The organism is Leptolyngbya sp. CCY15150, from assembly GCF_016888135.1.
Classification (GTDB): domain Bacteria; phylum Cyanobacteriota; class Cyanobacteriia; order RECH01; family RECH01; genus RECH01.
This window is the reverse complement of the sequence record NZ_JACSWB010000164.1, coordinates 62827-83358: the sequence shown is the minus strand read 5'-3', so window position 1 is coordinate 83358 and position 20532 is coordinate 62827. Positions and strand designations below refer to the sequence as shown.

At 55.6% G+C, this 20532-nt stretch carries 23 protein-coding genes; 14 read left to right on the top strand and 9 right to left on the bottom strand.

Annotated elements, in window-relative coordinates; genetic code table 11:
• Positions 1 to 183: 183 nt before the first annotated feature.
• Positions 184 to 1647 (bottom strand): phosphoglucomutase/phosphomannomutase family protein, encoded by a 1464-nt coding sequence (locus JUJ53_RS09370; RefSeq protein WP_204151736.1) that lies wholly within the window; start codon positions 1645 to 1647, stop codon positions 184 to 186.
• Between the two features lie 422 nt (positions 1648 to 2069).
• On the opposite strand from JUJ53_RS09370, the gene ndhC reads away from it, so the two are divergent.
• The 4 genes from ndhC to JUJ53_RS09350 all read left to right on the top strand — a co-directional run bounded on the left by ndhC (position 2070) and on the right by JUJ53_RS09350 (position 5262).
• Complete coding sequence (ndhC, locus tag JUJ53_RS09365; protein WP_204151735.1) at positions 2070 to 2432, top strand: photosynthetic/respiratory NAD(P)H-quinone oxidoreductase subunit C; 363 nt, start codon at positions 2070 to 2072, stop codon at positions 2430 to 2432.
• Positions 2433 to 2473: 41 nt separating this feature from the next.
• Positions 2474 to 3160, top strand: coding sequence for an NADH dehydrogenase subunit K (locus tag JUJ53_RS09360; protein ID WP_239124931.1), 687 nt, complete (start codon positions 2474 to 2476; stop codon positions 3158 to 3160).
• Complete coding sequence (locus JUJ53_RS09355; protein WP_204151733.1) at positions 3153 to 3677, top strand: NAD(P)H-quinone oxidoreductase subunit J; 525 nt, start codon at positions 3153 to 3155, stop codon at positions 3675 to 3677. Before JUJ53_RS09360 ends, JUJ53_RS09355 begins: the two co-directional genes overlap by 8 nt.
• 298 nt (positions 3678 to 3975) lie before the next feature.
• Positions 3976 to 5262, top strand: coding sequence for a hybrid sensor histidine kinase/response regulator (locus JUJ53_RS09350; protein ID WP_343327924.1), 1287 nt, complete (start codon positions 3976 to 3978; stop codon positions 5260 to 5262).
• A gap of 2 nt (positions 5263 to 5264) precedes the next feature.
• Here JUJ53_RS09350 and JUJ53_RS09345 read toward each other — a convergent pair whose 3' ends face one another.
• Positions 5265 to 6044 carry a hypothetical protein gene (locus JUJ53_RS09345; protein WP_204151731.1) on the bottom strand — a complete coding sequence of 260 codons (780 nt, stop codon included), beginning with the start codon at positions 6042 to 6044 and terminating at the stop codon, positions 5265 to 5267.
• 9 nt (positions 6045 to 6053) lie between these two features.
• On the opposite strand from JUJ53_RS09345, the gene JUJ53_RS25070 reads away from it, so the two are divergent.
• Positions 6054 to 6176: a hypothetical protein gene (locus JUJ53_RS25070; protein ID WP_275415746.1), complete on the top strand. Its 123-nt coding sequence runs from the start codon at positions 6054 to 6056 to the stop codon at positions 6174 to 6176.
• Between the two features lie 143 nt (positions 6177 to 6319).
• Here JUJ53_RS25070 and JUJ53_RS09340 read toward each other — a convergent pair whose 3' ends face one another.
• Positions 6320 to 6778 (bottom strand): DUF3531 family protein, encoded by a 459-nt coding sequence (locus tag JUJ53_RS09340; RefSeq protein ID WP_204151730.1) that lies wholly within the window; start codon positions 6776 to 6778, stop codon positions 6320 to 6322.
• Positions 6778 to 6906, bottom strand: coding sequence for a hypothetical protein (locus JUJ53_RS25065; protein ID WP_275415745.1), 129 nt, complete (start codon positions 6904 to 6906; stop codon positions 6778 to 6780). Before JUJ53_RS25065 ends, JUJ53_RS09340 begins: the two co-directional genes overlap by 1 nt.
• 198 nt (positions 6907 to 7104) lie before the next feature.
• On the opposite strand from JUJ53_RS25065, the gene JUJ53_RS09335 reads away from it, so the two are divergent.
• Positions 7105 to 7485, top strand: a complete 381-nt coding sequence (locus tag JUJ53_RS09335; protein WP_204151729.1) for a hypothetical protein — start codon at positions 7105 to 7107, stop codon at positions 7483 to 7485.
• A gap of 243 nt (positions 7486 to 7728) precedes the next feature.
• On the opposite strand, the gene JUJ53_RS09330 is transcribed toward JUJ53_RS09335, so the two are convergent.
• Entirely contained in the window at positions 7729 to 8565 is an 837-nt protein-coding gene (locus JUJ53_RS09330) for a hypothetical protein (protein ID WP_204151728.1), read from the bottom strand.
• 178 nt (positions 8566 to 8743) lie between these two features.
• Here JUJ53_RS09330 and cobU point away from each other — a divergent pair, with 178 nt between their 5' ends.
• Positions 8744 to 9292: a bifunctional adenosylcobinamide kinase/adenosylcobinamide-phosphate guanylyltransferase gene (cobU, locus tag JUJ53_RS09325; protein WP_204151727.1), complete on the top strand. Its 549-nt coding sequence runs from the start codon at positions 8744 to 8746 to the stop codon at positions 9290 to 9292.
• A gap of 83 nt (positions 9293 to 9375) precedes the next feature.
• On the opposite strand, the gene JUJ53_RS09320 is transcribed toward cobU, so the two are convergent.
• Positions 9376 to 10749: an NAD(P)/FAD-dependent oxidoreductase gene (locus JUJ53_RS09320; protein WP_204151726.1), complete on the bottom strand. Its 1374-nt coding sequence runs from the start codon at positions 10747 to 10749 to the stop codon at positions 9376 to 9378.
• A gap of 352 nt (positions 10750 to 11101) precedes the next feature.
• Between JUJ53_RS09320 and JUJ53_RS09315 the strand changes: the two genes are divergently transcribed.
• The 6 genes from JUJ53_RS09315 to JUJ53_RS09290 all read left to right on the top strand — a co-directional run bounded on the left by JUJ53_RS09315 (position 11102) and on the right by JUJ53_RS09290 (position 16671).
• Entirely contained in the window at positions 11102 to 12490 is a 1389-nt protein-coding gene (locus JUJ53_RS09315; protein WP_204151725.1) for a nicotinate phosphoribosyltransferase, read from the top strand.
• A 186-nt stretch (positions 12491 to 12676) separates the two neighbouring features.
• Positions 12677 to 13276, top strand: coding sequence for a nicotinate-nucleotide adenylyltransferase (locus JUJ53_RS09310; protein ID WP_239124915.1), 600 nt, complete (start codon positions 12677 to 12679; stop codon positions 13274 to 13276).
• A complete protein-coding gene (locus tag JUJ53_RS09305) occupies positions 13237 to 13977 on the top strand; it encodes an NUDIX domain-containing protein (protein WP_204151724.1) in 741 nt (246 codons plus the stop codon). Before JUJ53_RS09310 ends, JUJ53_RS09305 begins: the two co-directional genes overlap by 40 nt.
• Positions 13978 to 14124: 147 nt before the next feature.
• Positions 14125 to 15891, top strand: coding sequence for an NAD+ synthase (locus tag JUJ53_RS09300; RefSeq protein ID WP_204151723.1), 1767 nt, complete (start codon positions 14125 to 14127; stop codon positions 15889 to 15891).
• Positions 15892 to 16056: 165 nt separating this feature from the next.
• Complete coding sequence (clpS, locus tag JUJ53_RS09295; protein WP_239124930.1) at positions 16057 to 16350, top strand: ATP-dependent Clp protease adapter ClpS; 294 nt, start codon at positions 16057 to 16059, stop codon at positions 16348 to 16350.
• A gap of 24 nt (positions 16351 to 16374) precedes the next feature.
• Positions 16375 to 16671: a DUF2103 domain-containing protein gene (locus JUJ53_RS09290; RefSeq protein WP_204151721.1), complete on the top strand. Its 297-nt coding sequence runs from the start codon at positions 16375 to 16377 to the stop codon at positions 16669 to 16671.
• A 96-nt stretch (positions 16672 to 16767) separates the two neighbouring features.
• Here JUJ53_RS09290 and JUJ53_RS09285 read toward each other — a convergent pair whose 3' ends face one another.
• The 3 genes from JUJ53_RS09285 to JUJ53_RS09275 form a co-directional block, all read right to left on the bottom strand.
• Positions 16768 to 17460: a J domain-containing protein gene (locus tag JUJ53_RS09285; RefSeq protein WP_239124914.1), complete on the bottom strand. Its 693-nt coding sequence runs from the start codon at positions 17458 to 17460 to the stop codon at positions 16768 to 16770.
• Between the two features lie 50 nt (positions 17461 to 17510).
• Entirely contained in the window at positions 17511 to 18113 is a 603-nt protein-coding gene (locus tag JUJ53_RS09280; RefSeq protein ID WP_204151720.1) for an ATP-dependent Clp protease proteolytic subunit, read from the bottom strand.
• Positions 18114 to 18197: 84 nt separating this feature from the next.
• Positions 18198 to 18887, bottom strand: coding sequence for an ATP-dependent Clp protease proteolytic subunit (locus tag JUJ53_RS09275; protein WP_204151719.1), 690 nt, complete (start codon positions 18885 to 18887; stop codon positions 18198 to 18200).
• Positions 18888 to 19192: 305 nt separating this feature from the next.
• Between JUJ53_RS09275 and JUJ53_RS09270 the strand changes: the two genes are divergently transcribed.
• A complete protein-coding gene (locus JUJ53_RS09270) occupies positions 19193 to 20431 on the top strand; it encodes a VWA domain-containing protein (RefSeq protein ID WP_204151718.1) in 1239 nt (412 codons plus the stop codon).
• Positions 20432 to 20532 lie beyond the last annotated feature (101 nt).

The following is a 20532-nucleotide window of genomic DNA, read 5'->3' as shown; positions in this document are numbered from 1 at the left end:
TGATTCATTGGGTATGGGCTGGCTGAGCGGAGTCGTTTGTCCTGAGGACAGGCTACGCCAACGTGTAACGTCTCCCAAAGGGAGAAAGCCAAAAGCCCACCATTGCTCCCTTCGATTTCGCTCAGGGGACAATGGTGGGGAACGCTGATGCCCTACTACAGAGCAACCTTCCGTCGCAGAGTGCTAAGCGATCGCATTGGCCCAGTCCTTGGCCCAGTGTAGGTTTGCCTTGACCCGATCCATGGTAGTGGCCTCTGAGTAGAGACGTAGGACGGGCTCGGTGCCGCTAAAGCGGATGAGCAGCCAGCTTTCATCAGCTAGGTCAAATTTATAGCCATCAATGGCAAGGCAACGGGTGACCGCTTGCCCAGCAATTTCCGTCGGGGTTTGCTCCTCTAGGGCCTGCAAGAGGCGCGATCGCACCTCCATGCTGGCGAGGGGCAGGTCAATGCGATCGTAGGTGGAGCTAAACTGGGTGACCTCCTGCAGGCGCTTGTGCTGGTCGCTGATGTCTTGTCCTGCCTGGACGACAGCTTCAAGAACGTAGAGAGCCGAGAGCAGAGCATCCCGTTCAGGAATGTGATGCCCATAGCCGATACCGCCAGATTCTTCGCCCCCCAGCAGCACCGCCGCCGACAACATGCGATCGGCAATGTACTTGTAGCCGATGGGGGTCTCGTAGACCGATAGCCCGTAGAGCGCCGCCACCTTAGGAATCAGGTTCGAGCCGCTAATGGTTTTGACAATCTCGCCGCTGAAACCGCGTCGGGTTGCCAAATGCTCAATTAACACAGGAATGAGCACCTGGGAACTCAGAAAATTTCCTTGACCATCAACAGCGGCCACGCGATCGCTGTCGCCGTCAAACACCAGGCCGGTAATTAACCCCTTAGCATCGGCCTGGCGCTGGGTTTTGATCGCCTTAAATAGGTCAGGAATATAGCGCGGCAAAGGCTCAGGCGCACCGCCGCCAAAGAGAGGATCGCGATCGCCATTTAGTTCATGAATGCCATCGCCCAACAGCCGCGCTAGACCGCTCGCCGCCGCGCCATGCATCACATCCGCAAACACGGTGAGCGTACCATCAGCGATCGCCTTCTGAATGCCCGCAATATCCACCATGGCCCGGAGACCCGCACAGTAGCTTTCCCAGGGGTCAAAGGTTGTCCAGGTTCCCGGTTGGGCTGCCGCCGGCAGGGGTTGATCCAGGATAGCTTCAATCTGCTGGGTCACCTCAGGAGACACCGATCCACCAAAGGCTCCCTTCACCTTCAAGCCAGAATAGACCCCTGGGTTGTGGCTAGCCGTAATCACAATCGCGCCTAGAGCATTGTGCTGCTTGGCAGCCCAGCTAAAAGCCGGCGTGGGTGCATAGCCCTCAGCAAACAGCACATCAAACCCCGCCGCCTGGATGGCCTCCCCAGCCACCTGGGCAAATTCCTCAGAAAGGAAGCGGCGATCGTAGCCTACCACCACGGTGCGGCACGTCCCTTCACCATAGTGCTGGCTAAGAACTTGGGCTGCTCGCGGTGCAACCTGCATGACGCGCTCAAACGTAAAATCCGCCGCGATCAGTCCTCGCCACCCATCGGTTCCAAACTGAATGGGCTTCGTTGCGAGCAACGCTGGAGAAATATGAACTGCCATAGTGCTGTTTGCCTTGGTGTACTCTATCGGTGCTTTAGAATCAGTGCTTTAGAATGAGTTCTTTGGATCAAATACCGAGTCACGATAATTCTAGAACCTTGGACTCGGGTTGCTGCACCAAGATTTTTCATCCTTCAGGGGCGATCGCTCCCTATCGGGCATCTGGGCTGTTGTCCATGGGGCATCTCTAGTCCATGAACGTCTTCACCGATGCAACTAGGGCGATCGACGGCAAAGACTCATCCCTAAGACAGGTCTGGAGCATCCGCAAATCTAGCAATTTTTAGGGCAACCTCGCCATGGGCATACGATTTCAGCCATGGAAATCAACACTTCTTGCCTCTGCGACCATTAGCCTGATTCCTTATAATGTAAAAAACAAGTAACATGGCTACTAGAAACCCTACAGCTACAGCGACATCGTGTTTGTACTCAGCGGCTACGAGTATCTTCTAGGCTTCCTCATTATTTGTGGGCTGGTGCCCGTCCTTGCCCTGTCCGTCTCCAAACTGGTTCGCCCTAAGCGCACGGGCGTCGAACGGCGAACAACCTACGAATCTGGGATGGAACCCGTGGGGGGTGCATGGATCCAGTTCAATATTCGCTACTACATGTTTGCCCTGGTCTTTGTCATCTTTGATGTAGAAACCGTGTTTCTCTATCCCTGGGCGGTAGCATTCAGCCAACTTGGGCTGCTTGCATTCATAGAAGCGTTAATTTTTATCGCAATTCTAGTTATTGGTCTTGTCTACGCTTGGAGAAAAGGAGCATTGGAATGGTCATGAATTCCGGCACCCCATCAATTACGACATCCGATGAGCGGATTATGAACCCCATTGGGGCTCCGCAAGTCACCAAGGATTTGTCAGAAAACGTCATCCTCACCACCGTGGATGATCTGCATAACTGGGCGCGCCTTTCCAGCCTCTGGCCCATGCTCTACGGTACGGCCTGCTGCTTTATCGAATTTGCGGCGCTGATTGGCTCTCGCTTCGACTTCGATCGCTTTGGGTTAGTGCCTCGGGCCAGTCCTCGCCAAGCCGATTTGTTGATCACCGCCGGCACGGTCACCATGAAAATGGCTCCGGCACTGGTACGGCTCTACGAAGAAATGCCCGATCCCAAATATGTGATCGCCATGGGAGCCTGCACAATCACCGGCGGCATGTTCAGCTCTGATTCACCGACGGCAGTGCGGGGAGTCGATAAGCTGATTCCAGTGGATGTCTACATTCCCGGCTGTCCGCCCCGCCCCGAAGCCATCATTGATGCGATCATCAAACTGCGCAAGAAGATCTCCAACGAGGCCTTGCAAGAAAGGGGTAGCTTCGACCAAACCCATCGCTACTTCACCGTGAAGCACAAGATGAAGGTGGTGCCCGAGATTTTGACGGGGGAATATATTCGCTCCGCCTCTCGGCAAGCACCACCTCAAGAATTGGCCGCAGCGACCGGAATGCCCGTGCCAGCCCTACAGCAGCAAGTTACCCAGGAGGAGGAGCGCAATGGTTGATGAGGCTACCCCTGCCGAGGAGCAGGAGTCTAAGATAGTCGAGGCCAGTGCCGTATCGCGCTGGCTCACTGAGAACGGCTTTCAGCATGAAAGCTTGGAGCCAGATCACTCCGGTATTCCAGTGCTGAAGGTCGATCGGGACGTGCTGATTCCTTTCTGCACAGCCCTCTATGCCTATGGCTTCAACTATCTGCAATGCCAAGGTGCCTATGACATGGGCCCCGGTGGCGATTTGGTGAGCATGTACCATCTGTGTAAGGTGTATGACAATGCCGATCGCCCCGAGGAAGTGCGGGTGAAGGTGTTTCTGCCTCGGCAGGATCCACGCATCCCGTCGGTGTACTGGATTTGGAAGGCTGCCGACTGGCAAGAACGCGAATCCTACGATATGTATGGGATTGTCTATGAAGGGCATCCCAACCTGAAGCGGATCTTGATGCCTGAAGACTGGGTAGGCTGGCCCCTGCGGAAAGACTACATTTCTCCAGACTTCTACGAGCTGCAAGACGCCTATTAAGTCGTTTCGCGATCGCCTGCCCTTAGGAAGCATCCTATCGGCACCGGTCTAGTCTAAGTCGCCCCAATGCCCTAGAGGTCAGGTTACCTGGCCTCTTATGGGCATTGGAACCTGAATCGTCCTGCTGAACACTCAACTCTAGGTTTTCGTGAGCTCTGTTCGTGAGATCAATGTGTCCTGACCGCCTGTCTTGATGGTTTAACCGATAGCCATCGACAAGAGAAGCGGTCGTTTAGCGCATGATAGCGCTGCGGTATGGGCAATAAAGAAATATCCTTGTGGTGATCCTATGAAGGGAATGGCTCACGTTCCAGACGAGGCGATGCATCCTGTGGCTGATCCGCCGCTGGCGGATATTCTTATCGTGGACGATATGCCGGATAATCTGCGGCTATTATCGGTCATGCTGACGGATTCTGGCTACAAGGTGCGCAAGGCGATTAATGGCGATCGCGCCCTGAGGGCCATTCGGGCGATTCTTCCCGATCTGATTTTGCTGGATATCAATATGCCAGACATGAGCGGCTATGACGTGTGCCGCCAGCTTAAGGAAAGCGATCGCACCCGTGATATTCCGATTATCTTCATCAGCGCCTTAGACGACGTCCTGGATAAGGTGATGGCGTTTGAGATGGGGGGGGTGGACTATATCACCAAGCCGTTTCAGCTCCAGGAAGTCTTAGCGCGGATTGACACACACCTCAACCTGCGTCGCCTCCAGCATCAGCTTGAAGAGCAAAATCGGCACCTGCAGCAGGAGGTGAGCGATCGCATGGCAGCGCAGCAGGCCCTAGAAGCCCTCAACCAAAAGCTTGAACAGCGGGTAGACGAACGCACCGCCGCCCTTCAGGATGCCAATGAACAACTGCGTACCCTCGAAGCTCAGCTACGGCAGCAGCTCAACGTATTTCTCCATGCCGTTTCCCACGATTTGCGCAATCCGGTTCTAGGCACATCCATCGTGCTGAACCATTTAATGGCCGAGACGGAGGGCGATGTGCAGGTAGCACGCCACGTGATGGAACGGATCGCCGAAAGCAATCACCGCCAGTTAGCGCTGATTAATTCTCTGATCGATACCCACGCAGCGGAAGTATGGGGCATTGTGCTGCACCCAGAAGCGATCGCCCTACCGACGGTGATCCAGGCAGCGATCGCTGATGTCCAGCCCCTTTTAGATAAGTTTCAGACGACGTTGAAGTTGCACATTGATGAAACCCTCCCGGTCTTAACCGCAGATCCAATGCAACTCGTGCGGGTGATTCAAAACCTAGTTGCCAATGCGGTGAAGCATAATCCTCCCGGTTTGACCTTGACCATCACCGCCAACCGGCAGATAGAGCGCTCGGAACAGGTGCATATCACCGTGGAGGATGACGGCATTGGCATTAATCCACACCAGCAAGAACATTTGTTTAATCTCTACTTTCGCGGCAATCAGCAAAACCATAGTGCTGGCTTGGGTCTAGGGCTTTACCTCTGTCAGCAAATTGTGGAAGCCCACGGCGGCACCATTGGCGTCGAAAGCACGGTTGGGCAAGGAGCCACCTTTTGGTTTACAGTACCTATCCAGGCTCATACCTAGAATCAATGGCGCTCTAGGGCAATCTGATCGGCCTGCTGAACCGTTGGCAGGGGCATATGCAGAGAAGGGGCTCCGGTGCCTAAGCCATGCTGGGTCTGGAGACGTTGGATACCATCGAGCAGGGCCTGACGCAAAATATCGTCGGTCTCATATTTGAGCATGAGATGGAAACAGGCTAGTAGCTCTGCCCGATAGCTCGCGGCGGAACTAGACTCCGTAGCGCGGCGAATGGACAAAAGGCGCTTGAGGGGATTGGCATCGGATAACCCATCTGCGAGGGCATCCCAGGAGGGCGATCGCTCCGTAGTTGCCGATGGACGACGGCTGAGCAGCAGCGCCAGACCCAACATGCCACCACCTTGAATCAAGAACGCGATCGCTAGGGTGGGATTCTCGGCAATCAGCCAAGTGTGGAGCGTTAGGTAGGTGCCCAAAAGGGTCAGACCGCCCACGCCCACCGACAAGGTCAAGGAACGATTGGTGGGTTTCCACAGCCGTTGCCAAAGGGTTTGCATCACCTGCAAGCGCCCCTGCTGGAACTGATAGCTGGCCACACTCACCCCTGCACCAGCGATCGCGGCGGATACCAAGAGCCAGTTCCAGGCCAAGAGCAGCCCCAAGCCAAAGCAAAGCCCCAGCCAGCGCCGCCGCTGACCGGCCTTGATCACCATGTGCAGCAGATCAGCGTCCAGCCAATCTCGGAGGTTGGGCAGCACCGGGGATGGCATGGCTTGCTGCAGGCGATGGGTCAAATGTTGGGGGAGAGGAGAGATATGTGCCACAGGTCCTGGGTGAAGTTGCGGTGTGAACGGGGCGATCGCTCTCGGGTAGGGATGTTGGAGCGATCGCTGGAATGTTCCGTTTATTTTACCCTGCCCATGCGGGTGACTTGGAGATTGCCCCCATGGCCTTAAGGTTTACGCCGACTGACGCCTTATGTAGGTAAACTCCCATGTAAATGAAGCTTGCCGGGTTTCGGCTCCGCTCAACCCTCTTCTCATCAGGATTGGAGCCTTGAGCGGCATCGAAATGCTTACCAAGCGTTACGTCCTCCGACTTAATAGTCTGTATTCGTTTCAAGATAATTGGGTCGGCGGTGCCCTGGAATGGGCCAGTCGGCATTTTCGCCACCAATCCACAGGGTTTCAATGGCGACATATTCAGTGCTGAACTGATGCAGGGCATTAATCAACACATCCAGGGCGATCGCGTCGGTGGTGCCAAGGTCAAACCAGCAGCGGGCCCAGGTTCCCTGAAACTCCAGGTCAGCCATGTTGTGCATGAGCGAGGTCAGACTGCTGTCGATCTGGCTGGAATCGTAGGACATGTAGCTGATATCCAGCCCTGTATCTTGCACCTGAAGATTTTCGGCATTAAAGCCGCCCAGTTTTCCAAGAAAAAACCAAGAATTGAGGACTTCTTCAATGTATTGCTGTTCTAGGTTGGAGGGAACGGTGTCAAATTCCAGCCAAATCCACAGATCAAAAAAGTCACATTCACGAAATTCAACGTTCATTAACAGTTGGGTTGTCCTGAGTAGGTCTTGGCAGGGGCAGCCCCCGTCATCCAAATCATCTCACAGAGTTTTGGATTCTGAGGCGCTTGGTGGGGCAGGGAAAGCGATCGCCAATGCCAACGTTTCATGTCATTACCAGACAGAAGGGGCAGGTCTAGACTAAAATTTCTGGCAGACTACTCATCGTAGCGTTGCAGCCTCAATGGATCAACTCCCTGAGAGGTCATAGATTCGGGGAGTGAGTGAAGCATTGGGGTGACTTAGAAGCACCCTGAGCCTCTGTCACGCGCCTCTAACGCAGCCATGGGGGATAGGGAGAACGTTTCATGATCACCGTAACGGCTGTTGACATTATTGAGTATCGGGCAGAGCTAGCCAGCAATGCGAACGCGCTCCAAGCCCTAGACATGTTAGAAGACTGCGAAGGCAATTTAGAAGATGCGGCGATCGCCCTGGCCATTTCAGCGGGGCAGGAGCCGGATTGTTCTGACCAATGGTTGATGGGGTTGGCAAAACGGTGGCGATCGCGCATTTGCCAAACGCCATCCCGCACCACGCTGACGGAGGCGGAAACCATTGCCGAGCAGGTGACCCTCTTAACTCAAGTGATTGACCTACCGGTGTCCCTCGTCACCCTCCTGGCCATCTACTTAGTGAAAACTGGCGTGGATCAATTTTGTGCGCCCCTTGATGAAACCCTTGGCTGAGATATTCCGCGCCTTCCCCCCTTAAGTCCGTGGGAGCAGATCCTCAACCCTCGGTCTTCATCAGGGGAAATGGCAGCCCAAAACTTGACGAACGGTTGCTTTTGTTACCAAAAGGCGATCGCAGGATTAAGAACTTGTTAAAGCCAGAGGCAAATCCGAATTCCGAGGGTATTTTCAGAATTAGATACCTCCTAACTGCGTCTCCAGCCCTACCCTGATCCCGAGTGGATCACCGTGGGGCTGCTATTTTTGTGAGCGAATTTGGTTAGCCAAACCTTGGAGGATCGCCGTCAGCATATCGAGGCGACCTTGAAGCTGTTGCTGACGAGAGAGAAGATGCTGCTGACGATGATAACGAGCGATCGCTTTCCGGATTTCTCCCACCTGCACCAACGGGCAAGGCTCCGATAACAGCCGACCGCTCTCGTGAATACTGCAGAGCCGATATTGCGCCGTTCCATCTGCCCCCTGCTCCGCCTCTAGCCAACCGCCAAAGGCCGGCCCCTCCGCACAAATCTCCTGGCGCTGCTGCTGGAGCCGTTGCACCTCCGCCTGCCAGGTGACCAGCAACGTATTCAGTTCCGTGAGGGCTGGCAAGACTAAATCGGATGGGCCGTGGAGGGGTACATCAAGGTGCGGAGGTGCGGGATGCGGAGGGGGGCTGGAGGGCTCCGATGTCGGTGGATGCCGTTGCAGATTGGGTGGAGCCGGCATAGATTCGGTCGCCGACGGGCTAGGCGAAGCGATCGGATTCCCCATCGATGGTTGCTCAACCGGTCGTTGCTCAACCGATCGTTGCTCCACAGGCGACAAGGCTGGAGGCATCGACGTATGAAGATCAAAACTGGGATGAGATTGGCCCAACAACGCCCGCGCCGATAGGGCAGGACGGGGCTTTTCCACCAACTCCGGCCGCGGAGGCGGCACCTGCACCGGCATCTCCAGATTCGACAATACTTCACCCAAGCGCCGCAGTTGAGGCGAGGTAGATTGTTCTAAGGCATCCAGGTTATCCTCTGGATCAACCCCCAATACGCGATCGAGAACCAGTACCGCTAAATCTTGAATGAAGCTAATCATCGGCCCACCGCCATCAGTAGATGAAGCCCTCAGAACATCCGAGGTCGTGCCCCTAAGCATAAAAGCGATCGCCCCCCATTGCCACCAGATCTCCCAGCCTACCCCCCAAAGCGTCTAAACTGGTCGAGGTCGTCCCCACCCTGATACGCCTTAACGTTCCTATCCCGCCTAACGCCCCATGCCTCCCCTCACCCTGATCACCGGCCCATCTCGATCGGGCAAAAGCGAATGGGCCGAACACCTAGCAGAGCGATCGCCCCGAGATGTCCTCTACATTGCCACCGCCCAGATGGATCCCACGGATGCTGAGTGGCAAGCTCGGATCCTGAAGCACCAGCAGCGCCGTCCTGCCCATTGGCGATCGCGCCATGTACCCCACGAGCTGGCGATCGCCCTGCAAACGGCTGCCGCTAAAGACTGCCTGCTGATCGACTCCCTGGGCACCTGGCTGGCCAATGCCATCGACCAAACCGATGACGCCTGGCAGATCCAAGCCACTGCTCTCCTAGACAGCCTGCAGCAAACAACCGCTGAGGTGATTCTGGTGACCGAAGAAGTGGGCTGGGGCGTTGTGCCGGCCTATCCCCTGGGCCGTGCCTTTCGCGATCGCCTCGGACGTCTCACACGGCAGGTAGGAGCGATCGCCGACGCAGCCTATTTAGTGACCGCCGGCTATGTGCTGGATTTACAGCATCTGGGTCAGCATATCGATCGGCTAGAAAACTAGCAAGAATAAGATCCCCGACGTTTTGAAAACGTCGGGGATCTGGAACATCGGGGATCTGGAACATCGGGGATCTAGAAGCAGGATTAGACTTCGACCACTGACTTTTCCGAGGTCACGGCGTCTTCCGAGATATGTTCTGGGGAGCGATCGCCCTCTACACTATCTGGATCCACAGGCGGCAGCACATAGCCGGTAATCAACCGCGATCCTTGCTTGCGGGTAAAATAATTCCAAGCCCACTGGATCATCACCACCAATTTATTATCGAATTCCACCAGATAATAAATATGGATAAACACCCAAATCAACCAGGCGGGAAATCCAGCAAAATGGAAGTTCCCCAACCTAGCAACCGCCGCATTACGACCAATCACCGCTAAGCTACCCGCATCAAAATACTTGAAGGGTTTCGGCACCTTATTCTTAAGCTTCGCCCGCAGGGCACGAGCAACATAGCTACCCTGCTGCATCGCCACTGCCCCCGTTCCTGGAACAGGCTTACCCTCATAAATATAGTGGGCCAAGTCACCAATCACATAGATATTGGGCTGACCAGGTACAGCAAAATCTGCATCGACCATCACCCGTCCCACCCGATCGAGGGTCGCACCAGCGCGATCGGCAAGCACCTGCCCCATGGCAGAGGCCTTCACCCCCGCAGCCCACAGCACCGTTCGGGCCGCAAGGTCTTCCGTGCGATCGCCCTGTTTGAACGTGACCACGCCCTTGTCAATGCTGGTGACAAAGGTACTGGTGCAAATCGTGACGCCCAGTTCCGCCAGCGCCTCCTCTGCCTGAATCGACAAATCGGGCGGGTAGGGCGGCAGCAGCCGATCCATACCTTCCACAATCAAAATTCTCGCTTCTGAGGTATCGATCGAGCGGAAATCTGCCTTGAGAGTGCCATAGGCCAGTTCCGCCAACGCACCGGCTAGTTCCACTCCCGTCGGCCCACCGCCTACGACTACAAACGTCAGCCAAGCCTGTCGCTTCACCGGATCAGGCTCCCGTTCTGCCGCCTCAAAGGCCAGGAAAATCCGCCGCCGCATTTCTAGGGCATCTTCAATCGTCTTCAACCCCGGAGCCTGCTCTGACCAATGCTCATTGCCAAAATAGTGATGGCTGACGCCGGTGGCCACAATCAAACTATCGTAGGGCAGCGTATCGTGGCGCAGAGTGACGGTCTGGGCCACCGGGTCAATATCCGTCACTTCATCCATCAACACCTTGGTATTGCGTTGGTGGCTGAGAACAGCCCGCAGCGGCGAGGAAATATCACCAGGCGACAAGCCGCCGGTCGCCACTTGGTACAGCAACGGTTGAAACAGGTGGAAGTTACGTTTGTCGATCAACGTGACCTCAACGGCTGCATGGTTGAGTTCCTGAGCGGCATACAGGCCACCAAATCCACCGCCGATGATGACAACTTTATGGGGCGATCGCTGAGGTTGTGACATGGAAGAAAAGGGGTAGGAGATTAGGAGTACAGGCGGGTAGAAAACAGGCGCTGGGGAGATGGCTGCAGGCAGAGTTGGGGCCTACAGACCTTAATCTTGCCCCATTCTGCCCAAGGCTGTCGTATTCGTAAACACGAGGGGCGATCGCGTCCTAGGCAGGGATCAGATTAGCAAACAATTTTAGTCTGTTTCAATATAAGTCAGAACAAGAGAGGGTCGCGATCGCCCTATCTTCTACGAATCTTCAAAGATAGCACCGGAATTTCTTCAAACCTTAATGGGATCATGACCGGAACCCTCTACCTGAATTTTGGTAGGAAACACTATAATAAAATCACAGCTATGGTCGAAGATGACGATGGTCTCTCTAATTCCCCAACCTCAGGATTATGGACTGCTGACCGATCTCTACCAGCTCACCATGGCAGCCTGCTATGTGGGCGAGGATCTGGATCAGCGCCCCGCTAGTTTTGAACTTTTTGTGCGTCGCTTGCCCGATGGCTTCAGCTATCTAGTCGCCATGGGGCTAGAGCAAGCTCTCGACTACCTCACCCAGTTTTCCTTTGGCCCCGACCAGATTGCAGCGCTGCAGGGCACCGGACTCTTCGCCCATGTCCCCGATCGCTTCTGGCAGGTGCTAGAGTCAGCCCGGTTTAGTGGCTCGGTGTGGGCGGTTCCTGAAGGCACCGTGATGTTTGCCAATGAGCCGCTGTTGCGCATTGAAGCGCCCCTCTGGCAGGCTCAGGTGGTGGAAACCTATCTTCTTAATACCCTCAATTATCAAACCCTGGTGGCCACCCGCAGCGCTCGATTGCGGGATGTGGCGGGCCCCGATGCTACCCTGCTGGAGTTTGGTACCCGGCGGGCGTTCAGTCCCCAAGCGTCGCTCTGGGCGGCCAGGGCCGCGATCGCCGGCGGTCTCAACGCTACCTCCAATGTCCTTGCCGCGCTGCAGCTCGGGCAACGCCCCGCAGGCACCATGGCCCATGCCCTAGTGATGGCGTTAACCGCGATCGCCCAGGATGAAGACGTGGCCTTTGACACCATGCTGCGCTATTTCCCCGACACGGCTCTGTTGATCGATACCTACGATGCGATCGCTGCGGCCCAACGGTTGAGCGATCGCGTCACGGCCGGCACCCTGCAGGTGCAAGGGGTGCGCCTCGACTCCGGCGATCTAGTTTCCCAGTCTCAGGAGGTGCGATCGCTGCTGCCCCATGCCACCATCGTAGCCAGCGGCGACTTGGATGAATACGAAATTGCCCGCCTGCTTGCCGAGGGCGCTCAGATCGATGCCTACGGCTTGGGCACCAAACTGGTGACCGGCACCCCGGTCAATGGCGTCTATAAACTGGTGGACATCGACGGCATTCCCACCATGAAAAACTCGACGAGCAAGACTACCTACCCCGGTCGCAAGCAGATTTTCCGCACCTACGAGCAAGACCGCTGGGTTCACGATCGCCTAGCCCTGATGGACGAAGAAGCCCAACCAGGAGAAGTGCCCCTACTGCAGTTGGTCATGGACAAGGGCGATCGCCGCTTAGATGCAGAACCTCTGGGAGCGATCGCCACCCGCACCGCCGCCGCCGTTCAGGCACTTCCAGCCAGCCTACGCGACCTCGACCATCCCGTCATGACATCCCCCATCCTGTCCACCGCCCTACAAACGCTCACCCAAGACACCCAAGACCGAGCGCGTCAGGTCTATACTGATCAAAATTCCAGCGTTGCCGATTGAAACCATACCTCCTAGACGAACAACCGCCCCACCCGTTTCCTTCAGGTTCCTTCTAGACAGCCGCCCGATGAAACGGGTTTATGGATAACCCACGACTCCCAAGGAGTGCGACACCCCAGATGGTGTCAACCCACGTCAGATTATTCGTCGTTTGCCAACCTCGATCCCCCTGATCCCCTCTGCCCTATGCTGAACATTGCTTTGTTTGGAACCAGCGCCGATCCCCCCACCACTGCCCACCAGCAAATTCTCACCTGGCTCTCCCATCGTTTTGATTGGGTAGCCGTTTGGGCTTCCGACAATCCCTTTAAGTCCCACCAAACTCTGCTCCAACATCGAGGGGCAATGTTAAGATTGCTGATTGCCGATATCTATCCCCCTCGGCACAATATTGGCTACCATCCCGACCTCAGCAGTCCCCGCGCGCTAATCACCGTTGAACGGGCCAGAGAGCGCTGGCCCCAAGCCAACTTCACGCTGATTATTGGCTCCGACTTAGTGGATCAACTGCCGCGCTGGTACCAAGTAGACGAGCTGCTGCACCAGGTTGATCTGCTCGTGGTGCCCCGGCCTGGGTATCCTCTAGAAGACGGGAACTTAGATCAGCTGCGGCAGATGGGAGCTACGGTGGCGATCGCTGACCTAACCGGTCTGGCAGTCTCGTCCACAGCCTACCGCAAAGCCGGAGATACGGCTATTCTCACGCCTCCCATTGAGGACTATATCCATCGGGAGCAGTTGTACGCATGTCAGAACGGAGCCAACGAAAGCCTACCGACCTGGTAAGCCCACTTGCCGAGTTTAAGGTGGGAGTCGATAGCGTCATTTTTTCGGTAGACAGTGACCAAAATCGCCTCTTGGTACTCTTGGTGATGCGCCAAGATGCGCCTTTTTCCGGTGAATGGAGCCTACCCGGCACCTTAGTCCGTCAAGGAGAATCCTTAGAAGGCTCAGCCTATCGAGTACTCTCCGAAAAAATCCGCGTCGAAAACCTTTATCTCGAACAGCTCTATACCTTCGGCGGCCCCAACCGCGATCCTAGGGAAGCCGAAACCAGCTACGGCGTACGCTACCTATCGGTGAGCTACTTTGCCCTCGTGCGGTTTGCCGAAGCCGAATTGATTGCTGATGGCGTCAACGGCATTGCCTGGTATCCCCTTGGGCAAGTTCCCAGCCTAGCGTTTGACCATCAGCAAATCCTCGACTATGGCTATCGCCGCCTGCGCAATAAGTTGGAATATAGCCCCATCGCCTTTGATGTTTTGCCCGAGATGTTTACCCTCAATGATCTGTATCAGCTCTATACCACCGTCTTGGGTGACCATTTTGCTGACTATTCCAACTTCCGCACCCGCATCCTCAAACTAGGCATCCTCAGCGATACGGGCATTAAAACTTCCCGTGGGGCCGGTCGTCCCGCCAGCCTCTACCGATTTGATGCCGAAGCCTTTGCGCCGCTGAAGAATAAACCCCTCGTCTTTGCCTAGCCCTGCCTGGCCATTGCTGTCTAACCCTTCCTATCTAGCCTCTACCGTCTCCAACCTGATCCCGCAGCCCCATCGAGTCAAGATGCCTACCGATATGAGCCCAAGTAGGATCTCCGTCAGCCTGCATTCCCTTTCCTTCCTACCCCTATGACCCCTCCCACCCTCTCCCTGGCGATCGCTCAACTGAATCCGACCATTGGTGACCTTGCGGGCAATGCTCAGCAGATTTTGACCGCCGCCCAAACGGCTGCGTCCCAGGGGGTGCGGTTACTGCTCACCCCAGAACTTTCTCTCTGCGGCTATCCCCCCCGCGACCTGCTGATACAGCCTCGGTTCATCCAGGCTATGGCAGATACGCTGCACCAGTTAGCCCATGACCTGCCGCCCCAGATCGCTGTCCTGGTGGGCACCATTGATCCCAATCAGCGATCGCCCCTAGGAGAGAAACCGCTGTTCAACAGCGTGGCGTTGTTAGAACAGGGTGCCATTCAGCAGATCTTCCACAAGCGTCTGCTGCCGACCTACGATGTTTTTGACGAAGATCGCTACTTTCAACCCGGGGACGATATCAATACCTTTGCCGTGACCTTACCCGATGGTCATCGCGTAACGCTGGGGGTGACCATTTGCGAAGACCTGTGGAACGATGAGGAATTCTGGGGCAAGCGCAGCTATCAGGTGAATCCCATCGCTGATTTAGCCAGCCAAGGCGTCGATCTGGTGCTAAATCTATCCGCATCTCCCTACAGCGTCGGTAAACAGGCAATTCGAGAGGCGATGCTACGCCATGCGGCCCTGCGTCACCAGGTACCCATTCTCTACGTCAATCAAGTCGGCGGCAATGATGATCTGATCTTCGACGGCAGCAGCGTAGCCATGAATGCTCAGGGACAGACCGTGGTGCGAGCCTTGCCCTTCCAGCCTGACCTACAGTTTCTAGACTACGACCTTACCCTCGGTGACGTGACCGCCGATCCAGAGGCGATCGCTCCCCAGCCCGCCAGCCATGATGGGGAAATCTGGTCAGCACTGGTGCTGGGCGTCCAGGACTATGCCCGGAAATGCGGCTTTTCCCGAGCGGTCATCGGTCTCAGCGGCGGTATTGACTCTGCTCTGGTAGCGGCGATCGCCACCGCGGCCCTAGGAGCCGATCAGGTGCTGGGTGTGCTGATGCCCTCCCCCTACAGCTCCGACCATTCCCTGGCCGATGCCTATGCCCTGGCCAAAAACTTGGGCATCCGCACCGAAACCTTAGCGATCGCCGGCTTAATGTCCGCCTATGATGACACCTTGGAAGATCTGTTTGCCGGCACCAGCTTTGGCATTGCCGAGGAAAATATCCAGTCTCGGATTCGCGGCAATTTACTGATGGCGATCGCCAACAAGTTTGGCTACCTGCTGCTATCTACCGGCAACAAGTCAGAGCTGGCGGTGGGCTACTGCACCCTCTACGGCGATATGAATGGTGGTCTAGCAGCGATCGCCGACGTCCCCAAAACGCGGGTTTATTCCCTCTGTCGCTGGCTCAATTCCAGTGACGATCCAGCGGTGCCCTGGCGACTGCCGCAGAGCGCAGCGGGAGAGATCATTCCCGACGCCATTCTCACCAAGCCCCCCAGCGCCGAACTCAAGCCCGACCAAAAAGATTCCGACTCCCTGCCCGACTACGACACCCTGGATGACATTCTCTGTCGACTGATCACCCGCCACCAGTCGCCCAGCGACATCGTCACCGCTGGTCATGACCCAGGCATCGTCAACCGCGTCGTGCAGCTGGTCACCCGCGCTGAATTTAAGCGCAAGCAGGCCCCTCCCGGCTTAAAGATCACCGATCGCGCCTTTGGTACCGGTTGGCGAATGCCCATCGCCAGTCGCTGGATTGCCACGGTTCCCACTCCCAGCTCCGCTCCCTAGGCCCAGCACGCCAGAACCAACCAGCACCAGCAGGTTCTCCGGCTGCCCGACCGACTAAGCTACAATGGCCCTCATCAATCCTTTAGATTCTGTTCACATTTGGACTTGGTACCCCTGCGTATGACGACGGTACACCCCGCTGATGCAGCCACCTATCCCCTAACCATGACTGCATCCCCCACCATCACCCCTGATCGAGTTAAACAAACCACGCGCAAAACCTATCCCAACTTTAAGGTGATTGTGTTGAATGACGACTTCAACACCTTTCAGCACGTGGCCGCCTGTTTGATGAAATACATTCCCCAAATGACCAGCGATCGCGCCTGGGAACTCACCAATCAGGTACATTTTGAGGGGCAGGCCATTGTTTGGACAGGGCCGCAAGAACAGGCGGAACTGTACCATCAGCAACTCAGTCGCGCCGGGCTCACCATGGCTCCCTTGGAAGCCGCCTAATCCAGCCCACCCTCATACCCCACCATGGCCCAACCACCCAGCGGACGCTTAGTTTGGAATCATTCCACCCACATTCCAGGGCTCATCCCCATCCTGGAGACGTTACTCAAGCGTCAAACCACGATTACCACGATCACGCCAGCGGTGATCGGGCGATCGCGGGCCCATAGTCCTAAGCTGACACTGCGTGTCTCTGTGCCTGTCCTGGGTGGCTTTAAGCTGATCGCCCGCAAGGGCAAGCAATTTCAAGAAGTATTTGTGATTACAACGTTGGAAAAACCAGCTCTGGAAGAAGCGATCGCTGACGTCCTGACCAAGTAATCCCTCTTGGATGATGTTGGGATATCCTGACCAATGCTCGTCATGACAGCTCACACCAGACAAGAGAATTAGGGTTTGACCGCTTTCCCTCCCCGATTAGAGCAATTGTTCAATCTGCCGGAACACCCGCTCCACTTCTAGCCAAAGCGATCGATTATTGGGATCCGTTTGTAGCGCTTTTTTGAGGTAAATCCTGGCCTTATCAAGCTGCCGTTGCTTCACAAGATGTTGGCCAAAGCGCTGATAGGTAATCGCCTGCCACTGCTTCACCTCCCGATCCTTCGGCAACCGCTGGGATAGACCCTCCACCAACGCGATCGCCCTAGGAAACCGCTGCTCTTTGAGCAGATGCTGAAGCTGCTTGTAGCTATGCTGCTTTAGTTTGCGATCGGTCTCCGACAGGGTGGGATCAAGGCGAATCTGGGGCGCAGGGGATTTTGACGGACTAGGAGAGGGCGATCGCTCCGCTGGCCGCTTCACGTGGATACGCACCTTAGGAGGCTGAGACGACGGCGTAGGGGAGGGCGTCGCACTCGGCGTAGATGTAGACTGAGCCAATCCCTCAGGCACAACCTCCATTAAGTACTTGTAGGCTTCAGTGATCTGAATGAACTTCTCCTCCGCTGCTTGATCGCCAGGGTTAACATCGGGGTGATATAACCGTGCCAAACGCCGGTAGGACGCCTTAATATCGTCTGCCGGTGCGCCCGTCCGTAATCCCAATAGTCGATAGCAGTCCGGTAGGTTCATAGATACCAAAAATGGCAGAATGTTGAACAATTCTGCCATAAATCTAACGTGACATCTTCATTGGATGCTCACCGTGCAGATGAACTGCCTTAGGTCGAGGGTGGGCTTTCCACAACACGATCAATCAAACCATACTCAACCGCTTCCGCTGCCGACATAAAGTAGTCGCGATCGGTATCTTTGGCGATTTGCTCAACTGTTTTTCCGGTACGAGCCGCTAGCATTTCGTTCAACTGCTGGCGCACGCGTAAAATTTCCTTCGCCTCGATTTGGATATCCGTGGCCTGCCGACGACCCACACCCCCCAAGGGTTGGTGGATCATGATCCGCGCATGGGGCAGGGCCAAGCGCTTGCCCTTGCTACCCGCCGCCAACAGAAAAGCTCCCATGGATGCAGCCAAACCAACACAAATCGTCACCACTTCAGACTTGATGTACTGCATGGTGTCGTAGATGGCCATGCCCGCCGTCACGGAACCACCGGGCGAGTTGATATACAAATAGATGGGCTTACCGGGATCATCAGAATCCAGGTAGAGCATGGCAGCAACGATGGAGTTGGCCAAGCCATCGGTGACTTCTTGTCCCAGGAAAATGATCCGCTCTTGGTTGAGGCGGGTGTAAATGTCAATCCACTGGGTATATTGGCTACCGGGTAGCCGATAGGGAACTTTAGGTGTGCCGATGGGCATAGTGAGTACTCTCTACAGATTGAAAACGATAGGAGAACGGGGGAGCAGCCGCCATGCCGGCAGCTTCAGGGCTCTAGCAAGCCCTTAGGTGAGCGACGCCACGGGCGCAGTGGGTAATTCCTTAGAACTCGCCAACACGCGATCGATTAAGCCATACTCCAAGGCTTCTTGGGGAGTCAGATAGAACATTCGATCCGTATCTTTGGCAATTTGCTCCACCGTTTTACCGGTGTTTTTTGCCATAATTTCCAGGGTCGTTTGCTTGTTGGTCAGCACTTCCTTGGCCCGAATCTGAATATCGGTGGCCTGCCCTTGAGCACCACTGCGAGTTTGGTTCAGCACAATGGTGGCATGGGGTAAGCTAGCACGGAAGCCCTTCGTACCCGCTGACAAAATCATGGCCGCAGTTCCCATAGCCTGCCCAATGCAGATGGTATGAACCGCTGGCTTAATGTAGTCAATCGTGTCACAGATAGCAAAGGCTTCGGTTTCAAACCCAATTGCATCTCCGCCGTACCAAGAGGTTCCGGTCGAGTTGATGTAGAAATAAATCGGTTTGTCCGGATCATCAAACTGCAGGTAGAGCAACTGAGCAATAATCAACTCAGTTACGTCAATACCAACCTGCTGTTTCACCTCATCAGAGGAATACAGGGGTAACCCCAAGTACACAATACGCTCTTTTAACAAGAGCGACGGTAGGTCTGGGGGGGGTGTGCGATAGTAAGCATCACCACCATATGTAGACTGAACCGCCTGGATAGGTGAATTCATATAACGTCTTGCCTATCAGTTGCCTCAACAATTGGGTGCAGTGTTACACCTTTAACATAGTAAACATAGTAACGTGCCCTCGCTAGCAATGGTGGTGGCTGATCCCCCAGATTCATGGCGGATACTTGACGGGATTCCCGAACCTCTAGCCGCCGCCTTGGCCAATGGCCTTGAAGCGATCGCCCCTTGCAGGGCCCCAAATCACCCAATGATCCGAAACCCTTACTACTCACCGTGAAGGGATTGAATAGGATCGATCTCCATATTTTTCGATCAACTGCGCTCAGAATTTAAGGAGCTTAACTATGCGAGTGGGATTACAAGCTGCTCTCAATGATGTCAATCTTGACGCTCATCAGCCCAGCAGCCAGCGGCAACTGGCCGTCTCAATTTCGGCGATCGCTGAGTCGCTCAACCGCCATGCTCCTTTAAATCTCTGCCTGATTTTAGACCACAGCGGCTCTATGAATGGGAAACCGCTCGACATCGTCAAGCAAGCCGCCAACCGCATTGTGGAACAGCTTTCACCGGGCGATCGCCTCTCCATTGTGGCGTTTGATCATAAGGCTAAGGTCTTACTGTCCAATCAACACATTGAGAATCCTGCCGAGGTCAAGGTGAAGCTCAGTCAACTGCGGGCCAGTGGCGGCACGGCCATTGATGAAGGCATGAAGTTGGGCATTGAGGAGCTAGCCAAGGGCAAGCAGGACACCATTTCCCAGGCTTTCTTACTCACCGACGGGGAAAATGAGCATGGCGATAACGATCGCTGCCTCAAACTAGCGGAGCTGGCCGCCACCTACAACATGACCCTCAGCACCCTGGGGTTTGGCGATCATTGGAACCAAGATGTCCTCGAACGCATCGCCGACGCAGCCGGTGGCACCCTGTCCTACATTCAAACCCCCGACCAGGCCGTGAGTGAGTTTGACCGGCTCTTCAGCCGCGCCCAGTCCGTGGGGCTCACCAATGCCTATCTCACCCTCACCCTGGGCTCCCACATCCGTCTCGCCGATCTAAAACCCATTGCCCAAGTGTCACCCGACACAGTTGAACTAGCGATCATCCAAGAAGGGGATCAATACCTAGCGCGCCTGGGAGACCTGATGGTAGATGCACCTCGGGTAGTGCTAGTGAATCTCTATGCTGGACAGTTGCCTCCTGGCTCCCAGCAAATTGCCGGGCTGCAGGTGCGCTACGATGACCCCAACAGCGGCAAGGAACGACTCTTCTCCGAGGCCATTCCCGTGGTTGCCAAAGTGCTGGAAGCCTTCCAGCCCCAAGTGAATCCTCAAGTCCAGCAGCATGTCTTAGCCCTGGCCAAATACCGTCAGACGCAGATTGCCGAACAAAAGCTCAAGGATGGCGATCGCACCGGTGCGGCCACCATGCTCCAGTCGGCCGCTAAGACCGCGCTACAAATGGGCGATGAAGGCGCTGCCACCGTCTTGCAAGACAACGCCACGCGCCTCCAGTCTGGGGAAGAACTCAGCGAGAGCGATCGCAAGAAAACCCGCATGGTCTCCAAAACGATGCTGCAGTAGTCCCAGCGCTAGGAAGCTTCTATCAGCCTGCAGTACAAATCAGCCTGAAACACAGATCAGTTGAGCGCTGGGCCATTCCAGAACTCAACTGAATCTACACC

Excerpts from the sequence above, each read along its gene's own strand:
- JUJ53_RS09350 (WP_343327924.1), top strand. The coding sequence starts at position 3,976 with ATGGCTCACGTTCCAGACGAGGCGATGCATCCTGTGGCTGATCCGCCG.
- JUJ53_RS09330 (WP_204151728.1), bottom strand. The coding sequence starts at position 8,565 with ATGATTAGCTTCATTCAAGATTTAGCGGTACTGGTTCTCGATCGCGTA.
- clpS (WP_239124930.1), top strand. The coding sequence starts at position 16,057 with ATGACTGCATCCCCCACCATCACCCCTGATCGAGTTAAACAAACCACG.
- JUJ53_RS09355 (WP_204151733.1), top strand. The coding sequence starts at position 3,153 with ATGGTTGATGAGGCTACCCCTGCCGAGGAGCAGGAGTCTAAGATAGTC.
- JUJ53_RS09315 (WP_204151725.1), top strand. The coding sequence starts at position 11,102 with ATGACGATGGTCTCTCTAATTCCCCAACCTCAGGATTATGGACTGCTG.
- JUJ53_RS09335 (WP_204151729.1), top strand. The coding sequence starts at position 7,105 with ATGATCACCGTAACGGCTGTTGACATTATTGAGTATCGGGCAGAGCTA.
- cobU (WP_204151727.1), top strand. The coding sequence starts at position 8,744 with ATGCCTCCCCTCACCCTGATCACCGGCCCATCTCGATCGGGCAAAAGC.
- JUJ53_RS09280 (WP_204151720.1), bottom strand. The coding sequence starts at position 18,113 with ATGCCCATCGGCACACCTAAAGTTCCCTATCGGCTACCCGGTAGCCAA.
- JUJ53_RS09290 (WP_204151721.1), top strand. The coding sequence starts at position 16,375 with ATGGCCCAACCACCCAGCGGACGCTTAGTTTGGAATCATTCCACCCAC.
- JUJ53_RS09300 (WP_204151723.1), top strand. The coding sequence starts at position 14,125 with ATGACCCCTCCCACCCTCTCCCTGGCGATCGCTCAACTGAATCCGACC.
- JUJ53_RS09270 (WP_204151718.1), top strand. The coding sequence starts at position 19,193 with ATGCGAGTGGGATTACAAGCTGCTCTCAATGATGTCAATCTTGACGCT.
- JUJ53_RS09340 (WP_204151730.1), bottom strand. The coding sequence starts at position 6,778 with ATGAACGTTGAATTTCGTGAATGTGACTTTTTTGATCTGTGGATTTGG.
- JUJ53_RS09360 (WP_239124931.1), top strand. The coding sequence starts at position 2,474 with ATGAACCCCATTGGGGCTCCGCAAGTCACCAAGGATTTGTCAGAAAAC.
- JUJ53_RS09305 (WP_204151724.1), top strand. The coding sequence starts at position 13,237 with ATGTCAGAACGGAGCCAACGAAAGCCTACCGACCTGGTAAGCCCACTT.
- JUJ53_RS09310 (WP_239124915.1), top strand. The coding sequence starts at position 12,677 with ATGCTGAACATTGCTTTGTTTGGAACCAGCGCCGATCCCCCCACCACT.
- JUJ53_RS09320 (WP_204151726.1), bottom strand. The coding sequence starts at position 10,749 with ATGTCACAACCTCAGCGATCGCCCCATAAAGTTGTCATCATCGGCGGT.
- JUJ53_RS09275 (WP_204151719.1), bottom strand. The coding sequence starts at position 18,887 with ATGAATTCACCTATCCAGGCGGTTCAGTCTACATATGGTGGTGATGCT.
- JUJ53_RS09370 (WP_204151736.1), bottom strand. The coding sequence starts at position 1,647 with ATGGCAGTTCATATTTCTCCAGCGTTGCTCGCAACGAAGCCCATTCAG.
- JUJ53_RS09285 (WP_239124914.1), bottom strand. The coding sequence starts at position 17,460 with ATGGCAGAATTGTTCAACATTCTGCCATTTTTGGTATCTATGAACCTA.
- JUJ53_RS25065 (WP_275415745.1), bottom strand. The coding sequence starts at position 6,906 with ATGAAACGTTGGCATTGGCGATCGCTTTCCCTGCCCCACCAAGCGCCT.